The 17395-nt window shown below is 59.4% G+C and carries 12 protein-coding genes and 1 pseudogene; 4 read left to right on the top strand and 9 right to left on the bottom strand.

The features are described from left to right. Positions 1-378: 378 nt before the first annotated feature. From ACGG9J_RS08280 to ACGG9J_RS08260, 5 genes are read right to left on the bottom strand one after another with little or no spacing between them, the layout of a single operon-like run. On the bottom strand, positions 379-1170 hold the full coding sequence (locus ACGG9J_RS08280) for a L,D-transpeptidase (protein ID WP_390135264.1): 792 nt from the start codon (positions 1168-1170) through the stop codon (positions 379-381). A 54-nt stretch (positions 1171-1224) separates the two neighbouring features. Beyond that, the gene (locus tag ACGG9J_RS08275) at positions 1225-1968 is read right to left on the bottom strand and encodes an alpha/beta fold hydrolase (RefSeq protein WP_390135359.1); all 744 of its coding nucleotides are present in this window, start codon (positions 1966-1968) and stop codon (positions 1225-1227) included. A 53-nt stretch (positions 1969-2021) separates the two neighbouring features. Then, a complete protein-coding gene (gene ychF / locus ACGG9J_RS08270) occupies positions 2022-3128 on the bottom strand; it encodes a redox-regulated ATPase YchF (protein ID WP_029678472.1) in 1107 nt (368 codons plus the stop codon). A 42-nt stretch (positions 3129-3170) separates the two neighbouring features. Continuing rightward, positions 3171-3974 carry a pyrroline-5-carboxylate reductase gene (gene proC, locus ACGG9J_RS08265; RefSeq protein WP_390135262.1) on the bottom strand — a complete coding sequence of 268 codons (804 nt, stop codon included), beginning with the start codon at positions 3972-3974 and terminating at the stop codon, positions 3171-3173. Positions 3975-3984: 10 nt separating this feature from the next. Further along, positions 3985-5364, bottom strand: a complete 1380-nt coding sequence (locus ACGG9J_RS08260) for an alpha/beta fold hydrolase (protein ID WP_390135260.1) — start codon at positions 5362-5364, stop codon at positions 3985-3987. Between the two features lie 430 nt (positions 5365-5794). On the opposite strand from ACGG9J_RS08260, the gene ACGG9J_RS08255 reads away from it, so the two are divergent. From ACGG9J_RS08255 to ACGG9J_RS08240, 4 genes are all read left to right on the top strand, one after another. Beyond that, the gene (locus tag ACGG9J_RS08255; RefSeq protein ID WP_390135258.1) at positions 5795-6832 is read left to right on the top strand and encodes a LacI family DNA-binding transcriptional regulator; all 1038 of its coding nucleotides are present in this window, start codon (positions 5795-5797) and stop codon (positions 6830-6832) included. A 54-nt stretch (positions 6833-6886) separates the two neighbouring features. Next, on the top strand, positions 6887-7870 hold the full coding sequence (locus ACGG9J_RS08250; RefSeq protein ID WP_390135256.1) for a ribokinase: 984 nt from the start codon (positions 6887-6889) through the stop codon (positions 7868-7870). A gap of 269 nt (positions 7871-8139) precedes the next feature. After that, on the top strand, positions 8140-10884 hold the full coding sequence (locus ACGG9J_RS08245) for a DUF7134 domain-containing protein (protein WP_390135254.1): 2745 nt from the start codon (positions 8140-8142) through the stop codon (positions 10882-10884). 336 nt (positions 10885-11220) lie between these two features. Further along, complete coding sequence (locus tag ACGG9J_RS08240) at positions 11221-11910, top strand: response regulator (RefSeq protein WP_390135252.1); 690 nt, start codon at positions 11221-11223, stop codon at positions 11908-11910. Positions 11911-11929: 19 nt separating this feature from the next. Here the strand turns inward: ACGG9J_RS08240 and ACGG9J_RS08235 are convergent, their stop codons facing one another. The 4 genes and pseudogenes from ACGG9J_RS08235 to ACGG9J_RS08220 all read right to left on the bottom strand — a co-directional run bounded on the left by ACGG9J_RS08235 (position 11930) and on the right by ACGG9J_RS08220 (position 17218). Beyond that, positions 11930-14578, bottom strand: coding sequence for an FtsX-like permease family protein (locus tag ACGG9J_RS08235; protein ID WP_390135250.1), 2649 nt, complete (start codon positions 14576-14578; stop codon positions 11930-11932). A 31-nt stretch (positions 14579-14609) separates the two neighbouring features. Continuing rightward, entirely contained in the window at positions 14610-15494 is an 885-nt protein-coding gene (locus ACGG9J_RS08230; RefSeq protein ID WP_390135248.1) for an ABC transporter ATP-binding protein, read from the bottom strand. A 368-nt stretch (positions 15495-15862) separates the two neighbouring features. Continuing rightward, positions 15863-16105: a hypothetical protein gene (locus ACGG9J_RS08225; protein WP_390135246.1), complete on the bottom strand. Its 243-nt coding sequence runs from the start codon at positions 16103-16105 to the stop codon at positions 15863-15865. A gap of 223 nt (positions 16106-16328) precedes the next feature. Beyond that, positions 16329-17218 (bottom strand): annotated as a pseudogene (locus ACGG9J_RS08220) (ABC transporter ATP-binding protein). Positions 17219-17395: the final 177 nt, after the last annotated feature.

Genomic DNA, 17395 nt, shown 5'->3' with positions numbered 1-17395 from the left:
TCGAACAGGAACGGGCACCCCTGCAAGACCCCTATTAACAACCCGACCTATTAACAACCACCCAACACGCTTACAGCCACAAGGCCAAACCCCCAACATAAACAACGCGTTTAGTTCCTATAGCCCTTGCTCTTTAATTTGGATGACATCTTCTTTACTCGCGGTTTGCATGTAGAGAGTAACTTAGTCAAAAGGAAGCAAGGGAGCCATAATTTTAATTGAGCGATAATTCACTATTGCAATAGTATGCATGTAAGAGAATAGACAATTGCTTAAATACAAGGAAATCAGAAACAAAGCACCGGGACTACTTTTGTATATATCTTCTTTGTGCATACAAACCAACTATAACTATTTTGAACATCAAAATCACGTACCTTATTCAACAAGGACGGGCGTGCCTATGGGCACGGACTGCATGATCCACAAGGCGTCAGGCACGGTCAGCCTGATGCAGCCATGGGAGCTGGGTCGGATGCCCAACAAGTCAGCCTCCTCCTTTATGTAGCTGCCACTAAGATCAGTGGGAACCGAGTGGAAGAGGAAGACCCCGTGGTTCAGAAAGCTGGTGTAGTAGCGGGCGCCCATCCCCTCGTTGGGGTTGTAGAAGTGGTCGCCGCGCTCGGCCTGGATGCGGAAGCTGCCCCTGGGCGTGGAGTCATCCATACCTGTCGAGGCATACATGGTGTAGAGCAGTTGAGACCCATCACGCACGTAGACCCGCTGATCCTGAAGGCTGACCTCCAAGGAGATGCCAGGGTGGGCCGCAGGATCCGGGTAATCGACCTGCTGCGAAGGCTTGAGCCAATCGACAGGCTGAGTGGAGGAGCCATCAGGGTCTGTCTTCTGAACCTTTGTCTGCTTCTTTGCCGCTGATGAAGAGAAGGACTTGGATTTGCTGGGATGATGCGCCTTGGGAAATTGTCTCACCGAAACGGTTGATGTACTGGAAGTGCTCGCATCTGCCGATCGTTCTGTATGAGCCGCATCCACCGGCTGGAACAGATTGTCGACCAAAACTGTCAGCAGCAGCGTCAACAGGGCGGTTGTCACTACCACAGGCGTGCGGCGGACGGGGTCCAGCAGCCAACGGAGCATGGCAAGCACACGCCGCTTAAGGCGTTTGCTATCCAATCCCCAGACAGCCATGTCCTTCCCCTTCTTCGCCATTGAACGAACCTGTATGCACAGTTCAATTTAGCGACTGAAGGAAACAGCCCGGACTCAGCTTTTCAGCACCTGCCTGGCCCAATCCTCCAGCAGGTCGCAGACCAGGGCGGTCTGCTCGATCTGTACATTGTGGCCGGCCCGGTCCAGCACCGAGTAGGAGGCCCGGGGGAAGCGGCAGGCCAGGTCGAACTGGTCCAGGTAGCCCACACGGTCGTCCTGGCGGCCGCAGACAAAGAGCACAGGGGCTATGAATCCGGACCAGACCTGGTCGAATTCCATATCCAGCTGGTAGTGCCCCTCCATTCGAGCCACCGTGTCGGCATCGGCCGAACGAATGCCGGGCATGATGGTGCGTTGGTAGGCCTCAAGATGCTCCCGGGATTCCACCACAGCCATCTGCCGGTAGGCATGCCTGGTGAACTCGTCCACGTCGGCCAGGCCCTGGTCGTCCCGGACCAGCACCTGACGCGGGGGCAGGCGCCTGTGGGCGGTCACCGGGTCGACCACCGAGGAGAGCAGGGCCATCCCCCGGCAGCGGTCCAACCGACCGGCGGCTGCATGGCGGCTGAGCAGCCCGCCCAGGGAGTTGCCCACCAAGGCAAATGGGCCGCCGCCGCTGAAAATGTCCACCTGGTCATCCAACCACCCGGCCAGACCATCCAGGTCGAGGATGGACGGGTCGGGCGGCGTGCGGCCGAAGCCGGGCTGGTCCAGGTAGATCCGCTCGAATCCGCCCACCCGCTCGAAGACGGGGTCCAGGTCGTCGAAGATGTGGTGGTTCACACCGGACCCATGCACGAAAATCAGTGGCAGCCCATGACCCCGGCGAATGGCAAACCCGGGCTTGGCGCTCACTTCTTGGAACCGGAGGGGATGCCGGTCTTGAACTCCACGATGTCCCCGTCCTGCATGACGTAGTCCTTGCCCTCTAGGCGCATCTTGCCCTCCTCGCGCACCTTGGCGTAGGACCCGTCGGCGGCCACGAAGTCGTCATAGGAGACCACCTCGGCCTTGATGAAGCCCTTTTCGAAGTCGGTGTGGATGACTCCGGCGGCCTGTGGGGCGGTCCAGCCCTTGTGAATCTGCCATGCGCGCACCTCCTTGACCCCGGCGGTCAGGAAGGTCTGCAGGCCAAGGATGTCGAAGCCCACCCTGGCCAGCTGGTCCAGGCCGGACTCCTTGAGCCCGGCATCGGTCAGCATCTCGCGGGCATCGGCCTCGTCCAGCTCGGTCAGCTCGGACTCGAACTGGGCGTTGAGGAAGATTGCTGGCGCGGGAGCCACGGAATCAGCCAGCTGCTTCTTCATGTCCTCGTTCTGCAGCTCGTCGTCGTCCACATTGAAGACGTAGATGAAGGGCTTGGCGGTCATCAGATGCAGGTCGTAGAGCTCGTCCTTGTCGATGTCCCCGGCCTGGGCCGCCTGGTCGATGGTCCGGCCTTGGCCCAGAATCTCCTTGGCCTTGCGGACGGTGTCCAGGTAGGCGGGCTTGATCTTGCCGCCACGCTGGTCCTTCTCCAGCTTGGGCAGCGCCTTGTCGATGGTCTGCATGTCGGCCAGAATCAGCTCGGTATTGATGGTGTCGATGTCGTCGGCCGGATCCACCTTGCCGTTGACGTGGACGATGTCGTCGTCATTGAAGGCGCGAACCACCTCGCAGATGGCGTCGGCCTCGCGGATGTTGGCCAGGAACTGGTTGCCCAGCCCCTCCCCTTCCGAGGCCCCCTTGACGATGCCAGCGATGTCCACGAAGGTGACCGTGGCGGGCACGATCTTGTCCGTGTGGACCAGCTTGGCCAGGACGGGCAGCCGGTCGTCGGGCAGGGGCACGATGCCGGTGTTGGGCTCAATGGTGGCGAAGGGGTAGTTCTCCGCCAGAACGTTGTTGCGGGTGAGGGCGTTGAAGAGTGTGGACTTGCCAACGTTGGGCAGCCCGACGATTCCTATGGTTAACGACATATGCACCAGTCTATTGCCCGGACTGCCCCGGCGTGGCTCCCCCTAGTCGCCGCGCTCCACCGCATCGATGGCCTCGATGACCGCTCCACGGAAGCCGTGCTTCTCCAGGGAGGCGACCCCCTTGATGGTCGTTCCGCCCGGCGAGCAGACCGCGTCCTTCATGGCCCCGGGGTTGGTGCCGGTGGCCAGGTAGAGGACTCCGGTCCCCTCCACCATTCGCGCCGCCAGCCTGTAGGCCGACTGCCTGGGCAGCCCATGCTCCACCCCGGCATCAGCCAGGGCCTCCATGTACATGGCCGTGTAGGCGGGCGCGCATCCGGCGATGGTCGTGCCCACCGAAACCAGCTCCCGGGGCAGCCGCTCGATCATGGCCACCGGGTCGAAGACCTGGGTGAAGAGCTCCCGCTGTTGGTCGGTCAAGGTGTCGTCATCCTGGGTGACCAGAACCCCCTGCCCTACCGAAATGGGGGTGTTGGGTATGGCGCAGATCAGGTGGGTGCCCTCCTCCAGGAGGTCGGCATAGTCCTCAAGGGTCATGCCGCCCACCACCGAGAGAACCATGCGGTCCGGGTCAGCCAGCTCGTGGCGGATGGGCTCGCAGACCTGGGCCACCTGCTTCGGTTTGACGGCCAGAATCACCAGGTCGGCGGCAGCAGCCACCTCGGTGCCCGAGTGCATGGGCCGCACCCCAAGCTTGGCCGTCCGCTCCACCAGCCGATCGTAGTGGGCTGCGCAGGCCACAATCCGGCCGCCGGGCAGCACACCAGCGTCGACCAGCCCCTGGGCCATGGCCTGGGCCATGTTGCCGTATCCGATGAATCCGAGAGTCAATGAGTCCGTGTTCATGCCCTCAAGTCTAACCGCGCGCCGGGAAGAGCCCCTCCAAATCGCCGCGCTCCAGGGCCAGCCGGTAGAGGTGGGCGAAGACCCTGTCCCCGTGCAGCCCGTCGTGCTCGAACTCGTTGGTCACCCAGGCATGGGCGTGGCCCACGCGCGAGAGGGTGTCCAACTGAAGCTCGGAGGGCACGTAGAGGTCGTCGGCATAGACCGCGGCCTGCAGGGGTACCTGATTGTCGGCCAGACGCTCGGGATCGTACAGGTGGCCCCAGGAGCCCTCCTCCATGAGCAGGCTGACCGCCGGGCCGAAGGGGCGCAGGGCCGACTCCTGCTCGAACATCCAAGGGAAGATCGCCTCCCCGGTAAACATAAGCGGGCGAGCAGCAGTGTCGAATTCAGGACGGGCATCGCGCACCCGCTGCCCGGCCCAGCGCAGTGGTTCGCAGTCTCCGTCGGCGTAGATGAACTCCTGCAGGGGCCAGTAGAGCGGTGTGACGGCAGTGGCCGACCGCACCCCCTCCAGGAAGGCCTGCGAGAGGGTGGCCCGGGAGCTGCTGGCGCCGGAAGCGGGCAGGCTGCCGTCCCCGTCCAGGAAGGCTGTGTCCAGCAGCCAATGGAGACGCTCGAACCCGCCGCTCTTGCCCAGGTCGGCACCCAGGGTCTGCAGCCGCTCCACGCTCAGGGGGTCGCCGCCGGGCAGGACCACATCGCCCTGGGCCAGCCGGTCGGCAATGGCCGCCACACGGTCTTGGTCCCCTGGATAGCGTTGATAGAAGATCTGGGACCGCTGGGCCATTTTGGTGAAGGTATGGGAATAGAGCTCATAGGCATCAGCGGGGATGTGGGGCACGCCCCCGGTAGTGAAGGCCGCAGCCAGCCCTTGGGGGAAGTTCGACAGGTAGGCCATGGTCAGGAAGCCGCCGAAACTCTGCCCAAGGGTCACCCAGGGACGGCCGGCGAAGACCGTGCGACGCAGGTGCTCGAAGTCCCGGATGATGGAGTCGGCCAGAAAATGCTTCAGATAGTCGGCCTGAGCCCGGGTCTCACCCAGGGAGGCCATGGTGGAGCCGTCGATGGCGTTGGACCGGCCCGTGCCCCGCTGGTCGGGCAGGACAATGCGGAAGTGGCGCAGGGCCTCGGCCATCCACACGTCGGCAGTGGAGTTCAACGGCCGTGGGGCGCCCGAGCCGGGTCCGCCCTGCAGGTAGACCAGCAACGGCAGGTCGTCGTGGATGTGCTCGGGGGAGCAGACCACGCGGTAGAAGCAGCGGATAACCGCCTGGTCCGAATGATCTTCGGCTCGCCAGACGCCAGGTTCACTGCCCTCCCAGTCCAAGGGAACGGGGATGGATCCCTCCCGAACGTAAAGACCCGGCAGATAGTATCCCTGGTTGGTCATGCGCTGGCTCCTTTCTTTGAAATCAGTTGCGTTCATTGTCGTCGGGCGGTTGGACCTGGCTCGTGTGTTGTTTTTCGGGTAACACGGTAGATCCAGTGATGTTGTGAAACTGAGCGGGTTTCGTTCCGGCCTGTTTGGCTGTCGCGAAGCCAGCTAAGGCAGATGCTCCCGCGCTCACCTCCCCCCGGGGGATCCGACGCGCTCCTCGCGCCACCGCACTTCTGCAAGTAGCCGCTTTCTGCTAAGTATTTAGCCTCGTCTGACTCCACCCTTAGCCAAGCCTCGACGGGTCATGCGGTGAAAGTTGCGGTATCGTTACCGCACTGATATAACTGAAGCCTGTCAGAACCGTTCGCCTTCCAATGGCAGCGGTCAGGCAACCGCCGAGGTCGGCAGTCCGGCCCGGCGTCGACCACTTCGACGAAAGGCCATGATGGCGTACGCGACGATCAGGGATGTGGCCCGACGGGCCGGAGTCTCCGTATCGACGGTCTCCCGAGCCCTCAACGACTCCGGGCGCATCTCCCCCGCCACGCGACAGCGCATCAACCAGGTCATCCACGACCTGCACTATGTGCCGGACTCCCGGGCCCGGTCCATGCATTCCTCCCACTCGCGCACCATCGGCCTGCTCATCCCCGACATCCGTAACTCCTACTTCGCAGACCTGGCCTATCTGATCCAAGGCCAACTGCTCAACCACGGCTTCCAGACCCTTATCTGCACCTCTACCCAGGGTGATTCTGGCGAGGACCGCGCTCAGGTACGCAACCTGCTGGGGCAGCACATCGACGGTGCCATCATTGTGCCTGGGCCGCGTTCCTCGCGCACCCTGGAGGAGCTCACCAGACGCGGGCTGCCACTGGTCTGTGTCGACAGGGCTGCCAAGGGTACCGCCGGACGCGACGGGCGGACCATCCCCTGTGTGGACGCCGACCCTGAAACTGGCTTGAGGCAAGCCCTCGAAGATCTGCACGCTTATGGCCACCGACGCATTACCCTGGTGCCCGGGCCCCTCAAGGAATCGGCCACCTTCCGGGAGCGCCTGGACGTATATTGCAATCTGTTGGCAGGCATAGAGGACATGGACGATCCCGTGGTCGACGAGGCTCAATCCGGCACCTTCGACCCCGATATGATCGACCTCTGGGCCCGGCAGGGAGTCACCGGAGCGCTCTTCGGATCCTCCCTGGATGCCATACGCGCCATCAAAACGGCCCAGTCCCAAGGAATCAGCATCGGCGAGGACCTGTCCATAATCACCTTCGACGACCTGCCGGTCTTCCGCATCCTGACCCCAGCCGTGTCGACCATCTCCCAGCAGATCGATGTCATGGGGACCCGCTGCGTGGACATGTTGCTGCAGCTGATGGCGGGCTCGCCGGTGCAGTCGCTCCGGTTGCAGACCAGCTACCGCCACTGCGCCTCGGTAGGTCGCCCGCCCGTGCACACCGGCCAGGATCCCTGAACCTTTCACAGCGCGATCATCAAGGCGGACAAGCTCATCAAGGAACGGAGAAACATGATTCAAGATATGGCGGCAGCACCCGAGCAGGTGCTCAAGGGACTGGACACCATCAAGGGATCCATCTCGGTGGTCGGGTCCATGAATGCGGACTACACGGTCAACACCGACCGGCTGCCCAAGCCCGGCGAAACCATCAACGGGGGTCCCCTGCAGGTGCTGCCCGGCGGCAAGTCAGCCAACCAGGCGGCGACCGCGGCCCGCATCGGTGCCCAGGTAAGGCTCTTCGGGGCAGTGGGATCCGACTCCAACGCCGACTTCCTGCTGGGGCAGCTGGGCAATGCCGGGGTGGACGTCTCCCATGTGATGACCGTGCCGGGAGCCAGCGGAACTACAGTCATCACTGTAGACGCGCGCGGCGAGAACACCATCGTCTACTCCCCCGGCTCCAACGGCAAGGTGGATGTGGACTACGCTCACCGCTCCCGCCAGGCCCTGACCTCGGCCAAGGTGCTGGGCCTGTGCCTGGAGAGCCCTATCGAGACGGTCACCGAGGCAGCACGAATGGGCCACGAGGCAGGCATGACCGTGCTGCTCAACGACTCCCCCTTCCGCGCCGACCTGCCCGCCGACCTGATCGCCAACTCGGACCTGATTCTGGTCAACGAGCATGAGATGGCCCAGCTGCTGGACATCGACGAGCCTGAGGACGGCGATTGGCTGGGCGCTGACTGGGACCAGATCAACCAGACCATGCAGGACTTTGGTTTCCACCGGGCCATCGTCACTCTGGGCGGCGAGGGATCCATGGTGCTGGACCAGGGCCAGTCCTACCGGATTCACGCCGTGCATGTGGACGCCGTGGACACCACCGGCTGCGGGGACGCCTTCATGGGCACCGTGCTGGCCGGCCTGGCTTCCGACATGACCCTGGTTGAGGCCGCCCAGCTAGCCTCCTACGTCTCCGCCTATGCCGCCACCGGGCAGGGTGCGCAGGCCTCCTATGGGACGGCCGAGCAGATCCGGCTGCGTTTTTCCTGAATTTGGGCGTTCGGGGTCGAGCCATCAGGATTCGGACAATCAGACGAGCAGAGCGCTTTTGACCCCACTGCATTGTCAGGCCGACGAATCGTTTCAGAATATACGACGGGACGTCGGCCTGACTGGCATCTACGAGCACTTGGGAGGGATGCCCGTCGACTGTCGGATGCCCCACTGCTAGCTCGATTGTCTCGGTCCGGAACCTCATTCGATCACATCATCCCTCGGACTGATGGCACCGCCAGCGACCCCCGAATATTGTTGATTCCATGAATGCAGTCAGCCGAACAGCGCAGCGACCGATCACCCGGTCCAACAATCGAATGCTGCTGACTGACGCTCTCTTTGCCATCGCTCTGTTTCTGCTGGTGAGCGGCTCCAGCGCCAATCTGAGAGATGGAGCCCTGATCCCATTGCAGGAAAACCTAATCCTGATGTGGACGGCCCTGCTCATAGCCCCTGTCGTTATCCGTCGCCGATTCCCCGATCTAGCAGCCGGACTCTTCGTCGCTGTGGCTCTGGCTCAGCTCCTGTTAGGGCCTGCCATCATGCTCTCCGATGCAGTCTGCCTGGTGATGGTCTATTCCTGTATGCTCTACGGACGTCCATCCTTGCGTCGACTCTACCTGACCGTGGCCTGGGTCATGACGCCCCTATCCTGCCTTATCTTCACATTGGTCGATTTGGGGTTTCTGCCTCCGGGCAAGACGCAGCCGGACCACACCTCAATGTTGCCGACCTCATTCAAAGATCTGGCAATCACCTTCCTATCGAATTTTCTGATCGAGGGGCTTCTGCTGCTCATAGCTATCGTTGCAGCGTACTGGACGCGGACCAGACAGGATGCTCTCGGCGAGGCCCGGCGACGCAACCACGCCTTGGCGCTGCAGGCAGAAAAAAGCGCATCCCTGTCTGCCAGCGCTGAACGGGCCCGCATAGCGCGTGACATGCACGATGTCGTCGCCCACACTCTGTCCATCGTCATTGTGCAGGCAGATGCCGGCAGGTACGCAGCCACTGGCAATGCCGAGCTGGCACTCAAGACCATGCGCACCATCGATCAAGAGAGCCGTCGTGCCTTACGTGAGCTGAGCTCGCTCTTCGGCAAACTCAAGGCTCCAACCAATTTGGCACCCGACACAAGCCAAAAGACAGCGGTTTCCCCTCCCAGTCAACACCCATTTTCCCCACAACCAACGGACCCAGCCCATATCCAGCTCCCTGACCAATCCCAAGCAAGTGCCCAAACCACGAACGCTCATGTTCGCAATTCAGTTGATGCAGAACGCGCTCAACCAATTCAAGTCAGCGGCTGCCCTCCCACAATTAAAGAGGCTCGAACCGCAAACACTGCCAAGGCCAACGTTGATACGCCAGACAATGCACATACTTGGCCCTCGGCTACCACCTCTTCAAGCAACCCGCCGACCAGCTACGGATCATGGACAGACCTGATAGAAACCGCCCGACTCGCTCAACCAGAATCCCGATTCAGCCGACGCATTGAAGGCCGACCCTGCCCAGAAAAGTTGGATCGCAGCCACGCCTTAACTGCTTACCGGGTCCTTCAAGAAGCCTTGACCAATATCCGCAAGCATGCCGTTCCGGCTTCAAACGTGCTGATCGAAGAACAGTGGCTCACGGACGGTCTGAGCCTTGCCATCGACGACCACCCGTTCGACCATGCCCCTACCAATTCAGACTCTCCGCCGCAGATGGAACAACCTGAGCATTCAGGTTTCGGCCTTTTAGGGATGCACGAACGGCTGACTTCTCTGGGAGGCAACCTTCAAGCTGGTCCCAAACCAGAAGGCGGTTACCACATCCAGGCGTGGATTCCTTTTGCCGCTCAGCCAAAATCCGAACCCGAAGCGGGGATACATGCGAATCGACAAGCTCAATGGTCCCTCCACTCGATTGTCTCCACGCTCTTCATTTGGTTTCAACGCCACCCATTGACAGCCGACCTGGGTTTGGTGATCGGACTCGTATTGGTAGAGAATCCAGGTCAAGCTCTTGCTATAGCACCTGTCACTCCCCAGTATGATCCGAGTCGGCCAGGAAGAATCATCGCCACGCTAAGTCTCGCTTTGCCTCTGATTGTGCGCAGGGTCCGTCCCGGTATTTGCGCCGTCATAGTAGCTGCAGTCGCCGCCCTGCTGCTGCTCTTCTCACCTTGGCTGCCAGAAGCTGCAGTCTCGTCACCAATCGCCGTCTATTCGGCAATGGTTTACGGTAAAAACACCACCAGACGCTGGGTTCCGTTCGCGGTCATCACGGATATGGTTTTATGGGCTGTTAGATGTGCAGTCAATAACCAAGGGTGCCCCACCATTTTGTCCTACTTGGCAGAAGGACCAGAAGAGCCATCTTTTTCTGCATCCCATTTAACGCTTTTCATAGTGATGGCCGCACCGGCCTTGATCTGTCTGCTGACCATGCTGATTGCCTCCCGCCGACGCACCCGTGGTTCGGTCCTGCTCCTCCAGCAGGAACGCGAGCGCGCGCTGAGCCAGACCCTGCAGGAAAGCCAGGCTCTAGCCGCCAATCAAGAGCGGGAACTTATCGGCGCCACCATGCAGGTAGAGGTGGCTGCCACACTGAATACAGTCATTGCATCCACCAGCAAAGCCATCGCCGAGTTGAACGATTACCAAGTCAAGGGAGTAGACCCTCCACCAGAGCAGGTAGCGCAAGCCTTCGGCGACATTGCGAGCCAAGGACGCCAGGCCCTGGCTCGAATGCGCCAACTGCTCACAATCCTGCGTCACAGTTCCAGCACCGATTTGCATTCAAACACTGACATCACCGATAACCCAAACAAGAACCTCAATTCATACAGGAACCAGATGGACGAGCCCACCCACAAGACCACACCTTTGCCGGCCCTTCACCCAGCCAAACCTCTGCCAGTAGATCTTGATGATCAGCTTGACGACCGTCCACAAGATTCGCAACAGGATAAGGAACCAGAGCATGTCCAATCGGACCAGCCGGACCAATCGGACTCCTGACATAGGCGTTCTTGATAATGAACATCTCCTATGGATAGCACACAGGAAAATGATCATGTCAAGTAATCATCAGTACACTCGAAAAATTGAGCACCCCATGAACTACGCACCCGAAGATTCGTCACTCCGGGAATCGATTGCTGACGAGCATAACTTCACCAGTTGAAAGTCTTTCTGACGATAGTCGCTTAGCCAGTAATTACTCAGACAACAATCAATCAGACAGCGATTACCCTGGCTCCGAATTGAATCCAGTCGTAATTCCTCGCAACACTCAACTCAGATAAAATCGGATAGTGGCGCTGGCCATCATCTAACGGAAAGAAGCAGGCAGTCATGGAACGGACCGAACCCATCAACGTTGCAATCGTGGATGACCAGGATCTTGTCCGTGCCGGTTTTGCCATGGTCATCGGCTCCCAGGATGACATGACCGTGGTCGGCCAAGGCGCGGACGGCGAGCAAGCAGTAAATCTGGCCTCACGCCTGCGGCCTGATGTGATCCTCATGGACGTTCGCATGCCCGGCATGGATGGTTTGGCAGCCACCCGCCAGATCACTGCTTTGTCACCTGACCGCCCGGAGCCCAGGGTCATTGTGCTGACCACCTTTGATCTTGACGAATACGTCATGGCTGCTATAAAAGCCGGCGCATCAGGATTTCTGCTCAAGGATACCGAGCCTGAAACCCTGTTATCCTCCATCCGTACAGTTCACCAAGGCAATGCGATCATCGCCCCTTCGGCTACAAAACGACTGATCGAACACATGGCCCATGACATGCCTGCGGCCGAATCCATGCCATCGGAATCAACCTATCGCGATCCCGAAGCGGACCTGCTCACTGATCGCGAGCTGCAGGTCCTGGTTCACATAGCCCAAGGCCTGAGCAACCAGGAGATCGCCGACAATCTGAGGATCTCACTGCCCACGGTGAAAACTCATGTCACTCACATTCTTCAGAAAATCAATGCCCGCGACCGTGTCCAGGCGGTGGTCTTCGCTTACGAAAACCACCTGGTATGAACCCGGCCATCAGGCAGCATCAATCGTCACTGAGGGCCTCAATGGGTGAAACCTTGACTGCCTCCCTGGCTGGCAGCACACTGGCTGCCACCGCGGCCAGCAAGGCCACCGGCAATATCAGCGCGAAAGCCGACCATGGCACGGTGAAGATCACTGATCCCAAGGGCACAAAGACCTGATAGGCTCCTATCCATCCGAATAGCATCCCTAGAACGATTCCAACCAGGCTGGATCCTAGAGCAATCATGCAGGCCTCGACTCCCAAGGATCGGCGAACCTGGACGCTGCTCATGCCGATTGCCCTGAGCGTGGCAGTCTCACGACGGCGTTCCAGCACCGACATCATCAAAGTGTTAGAGACCCCTATTAGGGCGATAATGACGGCAACGCCCAGCAATGCCACCATGATCGCCAACAAGGAATCGATTCTTTCTCCCCATATCCTCTTTTGCGTCAGCCCTCCGCTGATGGCCATGTCGTCATGCTCTCCTACAGCCTGACGTATGTCATCCAAGAGCAGTGCGGCATCGCGATCTCCCTGCGTCCTGATCCAGATTTCATGCGTCTTGGTGTCAATCCCAGCGACATTCCGGGAGTCCGTGATTGCATAGACGCCACTGGTATCCAGCCCGCCGAATCCGGCAAAGACCCCAGTCAATGTCCTTCTTGCATCTGCCTTCTTTTCACGTTCATCGTCCGCCTGAGGATCAGCCATCGACAACTTCAGCTGACTTCCATCCCGGTAACCTGAATGCTTGGATATCGTTCTGGTCGACACCAGCAATGCATCCGACCTTTGCATACCTGGACCCAGATCGGTCTGAAGCACACGCCTGATCCGTGAAGTATCCAAGGCATAGACAGTCATGGAAGCCTGTGAGGGGCCTCCTGACTCGACCGTGGCATTGAATCGCTGCACCAGCTCTGCATCGGCAACACCTTGGATACGTTCAATGGCCCGCACATTTTTCTTGTTCAGCCCCTGACCAGATATTTCAATATCCACGGAATAACGCTGATCAATATCCTTGGCCAAAGTACGTTTAGTGGTTACCGCACCTGTAGCCAGAGTGGTGACCAGGGTTACGCCGATCAGCAGGGCAACACCTGTGGCAGCGACTCGTAAGGGATTTCGAGCGATATTCGCTACTCCGACCCTGCAGGATGGTCCAATCTTGGACACAGGTGCACCCAGGCAACGCAGAAGAGCCGGAATCCACCGACGAGCACCGACCAGTGCACCCAGAAAGATCAGCAAAACACCCAATACCGCGAGACCTAGCAAGAGTTCCTGCTGATTACTGGTCTGGACTGTATCGCCAGAGTTTGTCCTGACCAGCTCTGTGACGCGCCAAGAGGACCAGATCACGAATACCAAGCCACTGACTGCCAGCAGGATGCTGATCCGCGGACCGGTCCGCTTCCTGCTGCCTTGCTCCTGATGATCCACTGGCTGCAGGGCTTCAAGCGGTCTAACCCTGATAGCGGTACGAGTAGACCCAAAGGCAGCCACCAAGGTTGCCAGAACGCCAAGCGCAAACGGAACCAGGAGGGCAGCAGGAGTAAGCAGGAGTTCAAGCTTCATGGTGCCCGAATGCAAACCAAGGCAACCGGCAAGGCCCATCAAGCCCATGGCCAGCAGGATGCCGATCAGGGACGATATGACGCCAAGGAGCAAAGCCTGCTGCAGCACGCCGACCCTGATTTGCCGTCGATCAGCACCAATGACCCTCAGCAAGGCCAGGTATCTGCGCTGTCTGGCCACCATGATCTGGAAGGTGTTGGCAATTACCAAGGCAGCCACCACCATGGCCAGCACACCGAAAGTCATGAGGAAGACAGTCATGATGTTCACACCATTGCCGGTCTGCTCACTGAGCAGCCTATCCTCCATGGCACGACGGTCCTCCAGCCGGTATCCCTCAGGAACGTATCGGCTGATGTCATGCAGAGTGTTCTGAAGTTCCTTGCCTTCGCCATCAACCAGCAGATAGACGTTTTCCAAAGGAGGGGACGCCGGTCCAACCATTCCTGCCATAGTCAGCAGGCGATCAATCCGGGAACCCGTCAGCACCACAGCTCCGCCGAAGTCGTCGTACTGTCCACCACGGCTCTTGCTGATGCCCGAGATGGTCAAGTCCACTGTGCCTTGGTCGACAAGGCGTTCTTTACTTGAAGATTCCTGAACACTATCACTTCCTGGCAGCATCAACGGGGACAGATGGAGGCGCACCTTATCGCCAAGGACCGCCTGGAGCCTGTCGGCGACGGAACGCGGCAGTACAACCTGATCGTCTGAATCCGGCCATTGTCCCCGATCCAAATCGATAGGCATGAGCTCCTGCCTGGCACCCATAATCGCCAGAATCCCCCTGCTGGACTGACCGTTTGCTTCCGTATCCACCATGAGGCTGACATCTGGGCGCAAACTACGAACCCCCTGCAGTTTCGACAGCCTTCTGCCGTCGAACTCATCGAGCAGGATAGGCTTATCCTGATCCCTCATGGCTGTCACAGCATAGTTGGCTTGACCGGCATCCATACTGATCTCGCGACGCATGGAGGCATTCGCCACATTGCCAAAAAGAAGCGTCAGGCACATAAAGAGGGTGCCGATCACGATTGCCAGACCAGCCGGCATCATCATTCGCGCATCGCGGTTCATCATCGTACGGGTTATCCGCCACACAATGCACCCCCTAGTCCTGTACCTGGGAATAGCCACCAGCGCCAGCCGACACTTGTTCAGCCAGAAGATCGTTCATGGCTTTCACTGTCGGATCCTGTCGGTCCGCAACGATCTGTCCGTCGGCAAAGACCAGCGCACGGTCGGCATAGGATGCGGCATAGGCATCATGAGTGACCATGATGACTGTCTGATTCAGCTCACGTACGGAATCGCGTAGGAACTTCAGAACACCAGTGCTTGCGGCCAGGTCCAGGTTCCCCGTCGGTTCGTCCGCGAAGACCAGACCGGGTTTGGTTATCAGCGCTCTGGCGATGGCGACCCGCTGCTGCTGTCCCCCGGATAATTCACCGGGAAGATGGTTCAGCCTCTGAGACAAACCCAGAGTCTCTACCAGCTGTTCCATCCACGAGCTGTCAGGCCGAACGCCGTCCAGTACCAGCGGCATGAGGATGTTCTGTTTGGCAGTGAACATAGGCAACAGGTTGAAGCTCTGGAAGATGAATCCCAGATGCCGCCGCCTGATCAGGGTCAGCTGACGGTCGTCCAGTCGTGTCAGGTCGACTCGGCCAGCCTGATCGATTGATGGATGATGACGATGTCTACTCCTCGGGTGCAGAAGATCAGCGGCCATATAGACATGGCCAGAGGTGACAGTATCCAGACCGGCCAGAACGTGCATGAGCGTTGACTTGCCCGAACCTGAAGGCCCCATGATGGCCGTGAACCGGCCACGCTCAAAATTCACGTCGATTCCGCGCAGGGCATGGACAGCATTCGAACCTTGCCCATAATCCTTGGTCAGCTGCCTGGCGCTGACGGCCGGTGGTCCCGCGACGCGTTGGCCTGCTCTGTCTATTAGTCCTTGTGAAGACGAAGTATCCGCTTTGTGCTGCATGGTGCTCCTTATCCGCGAGGAAGCCTTTCTCCCGTCAGCTTCCGACCCTATGCGGCTATCGACTGCCGCGATATGGTCCCTAGGAGCGATGAAAACAATCATCCTTACGGATGACTGTGTTGAAAAATTCGTCCTGTTAGGCGGGCATCATCCAAATCAACGCGGGGTGGCGGGGATGGAAATCTGCCGAGATGAAGAACATCATGTTCGACACAAGAGACATGAGACTCAAGACATGGAACCATCAGGCCAAAGGTCAGGGGCTTCGATATGAACCTGACCGCAACCTGGTCAGCGCTGGCCTGCCCTTTCGGCCCAAAGTCCTCGGAAATATACAGATGTTAGGCGACAGGTTCAGATTCACCTGGTCACCCAGGGAGAGCCTGAGCCTGGAGACCAGCCGGCCCGGGTAAGACCACTTGGTTATCTGCGCGAGGCCAGGATCCCTTGGACAGACCGACCGGCATCAGTGATGAATCCGTCACAGGAATGGCGATTACGCTCTCGCTCTTGATCTTGCCGGCGCGGACATCCGCCATGAGCTGGGTATCGGATCTGACTGCGTGAACGCCTGGGACTTTTGCCAGCTCCTCGGTTCTGAAGTCCTTCACCCTTTTCTGATCTGAATTGCTGTTTTCCGCGGGGATGATGGCGCAGTTGGCCTGGCAGCATCGGAAGAGACCATACGCCGCATGGAAATGTCCATGGTGTTGCCGAAGAGGAAGGTCATGGCAATAAACAGTGTTCCGACGACTACGGCGATGCCGGCGGGAACCATCATGCCCAAGTCATGCCGCATCATTTTCCTGGCAGCAAACCACATGAGCATTCCCCCTAGCGACCAGCAGCCGAGTCAGCTGTAGCTGCGGGGGCCATGACTTCCTCAGAGAGCAAGGCGTTCATGGAATCCACTGGGTCTGTCCTGGTCTGCCACGATTCGACCATCCGCAAATACCAAAGCCCGGTCGGCAAAGGAAGCTGCAAAAAACATCATGCGTAACCATGATGATGGCCTGTCCCAGCTCGCGGACCGAATCCCGCAGGAAGCTGAGCACCTCTGTCGAGGAGGCCGTATCCAGGTTTCCAACGGGCTCGTCCGCAAAGACAATGGAAGGTTTGGTGATGAGGGCCCTGGCGATGGTCACACGTTGCTGCTGACCACCCGAAAGCTCGCTGGACCGGTGGGTCAACCTCTCCTCCAAGCCTAGGGTCTTGGCCAGAACGCCCAGCCAGGTTGTGTCTGGCTTGGCCCCATCCAGGATCAGGGGGATGAGTATATTCTGCCTAGCCGTAAACATGGGCAGCAGGTTAAAGCTCTGGAAAATAAAGCCTAGGCTCTGGCGCCTCAAAAGAGTCAGCTAATTGTCATTGAGCGTGGTCAGGTCGACCACTCCCCTACGCCCTCCATGACTGCTGGCCCGCCTGCCTTTCACCCTTTCGGCATCGGCCCCGTTCAGGTAGACATGTCCGGAGGTAGCGGCGTCCAAGCCGGCCAGGGTGTGCATGAGGGTGGACTTGCCCGAGCCGGAGGGGCCCATGATGACCGTGAACCTGCCCCGCTCGAATTCAACATCCACACCGCGTAGGGTATGGACCAGGTTTTCCCCACTCCCGTAGTCCTTGATCAGCCCCTGGGCCTTGATGGCCACCTGGGCGATCTGCTTCGATCCGCCCGCACCAGACGAGGGATCGGAAGGCGCCCTTGTCTTTGCTCCATGCTTCATGCCCTTGTCTTATTCACCCGAACATCACACTCAGCCAGTCAGACGCTGCCTGCGACCGGAGAATGAGGGGAGGAGGCATATACCAAAGGTGCCTGGCGAAACGTAATGAGGTTTCGACAAGCACCTTGTGCTTTTCCGCCTTCTCGGTCATGCATCACGCGTATACGGAACCAAGGA

Source organism: Bifidobacterium apicola, assembly GCF_042846865.1.
Taxonomy (GTDB): domain Bacteria; phylum Actinomycetota; class Actinomycetes; order Actinomycetales; family Bifidobacteriaceae; genus Bombiscardovia; species Bombiscardovia apicola.
This window is presented reverse-complemented; position numbering and strand designations above follow the sequence as displayed.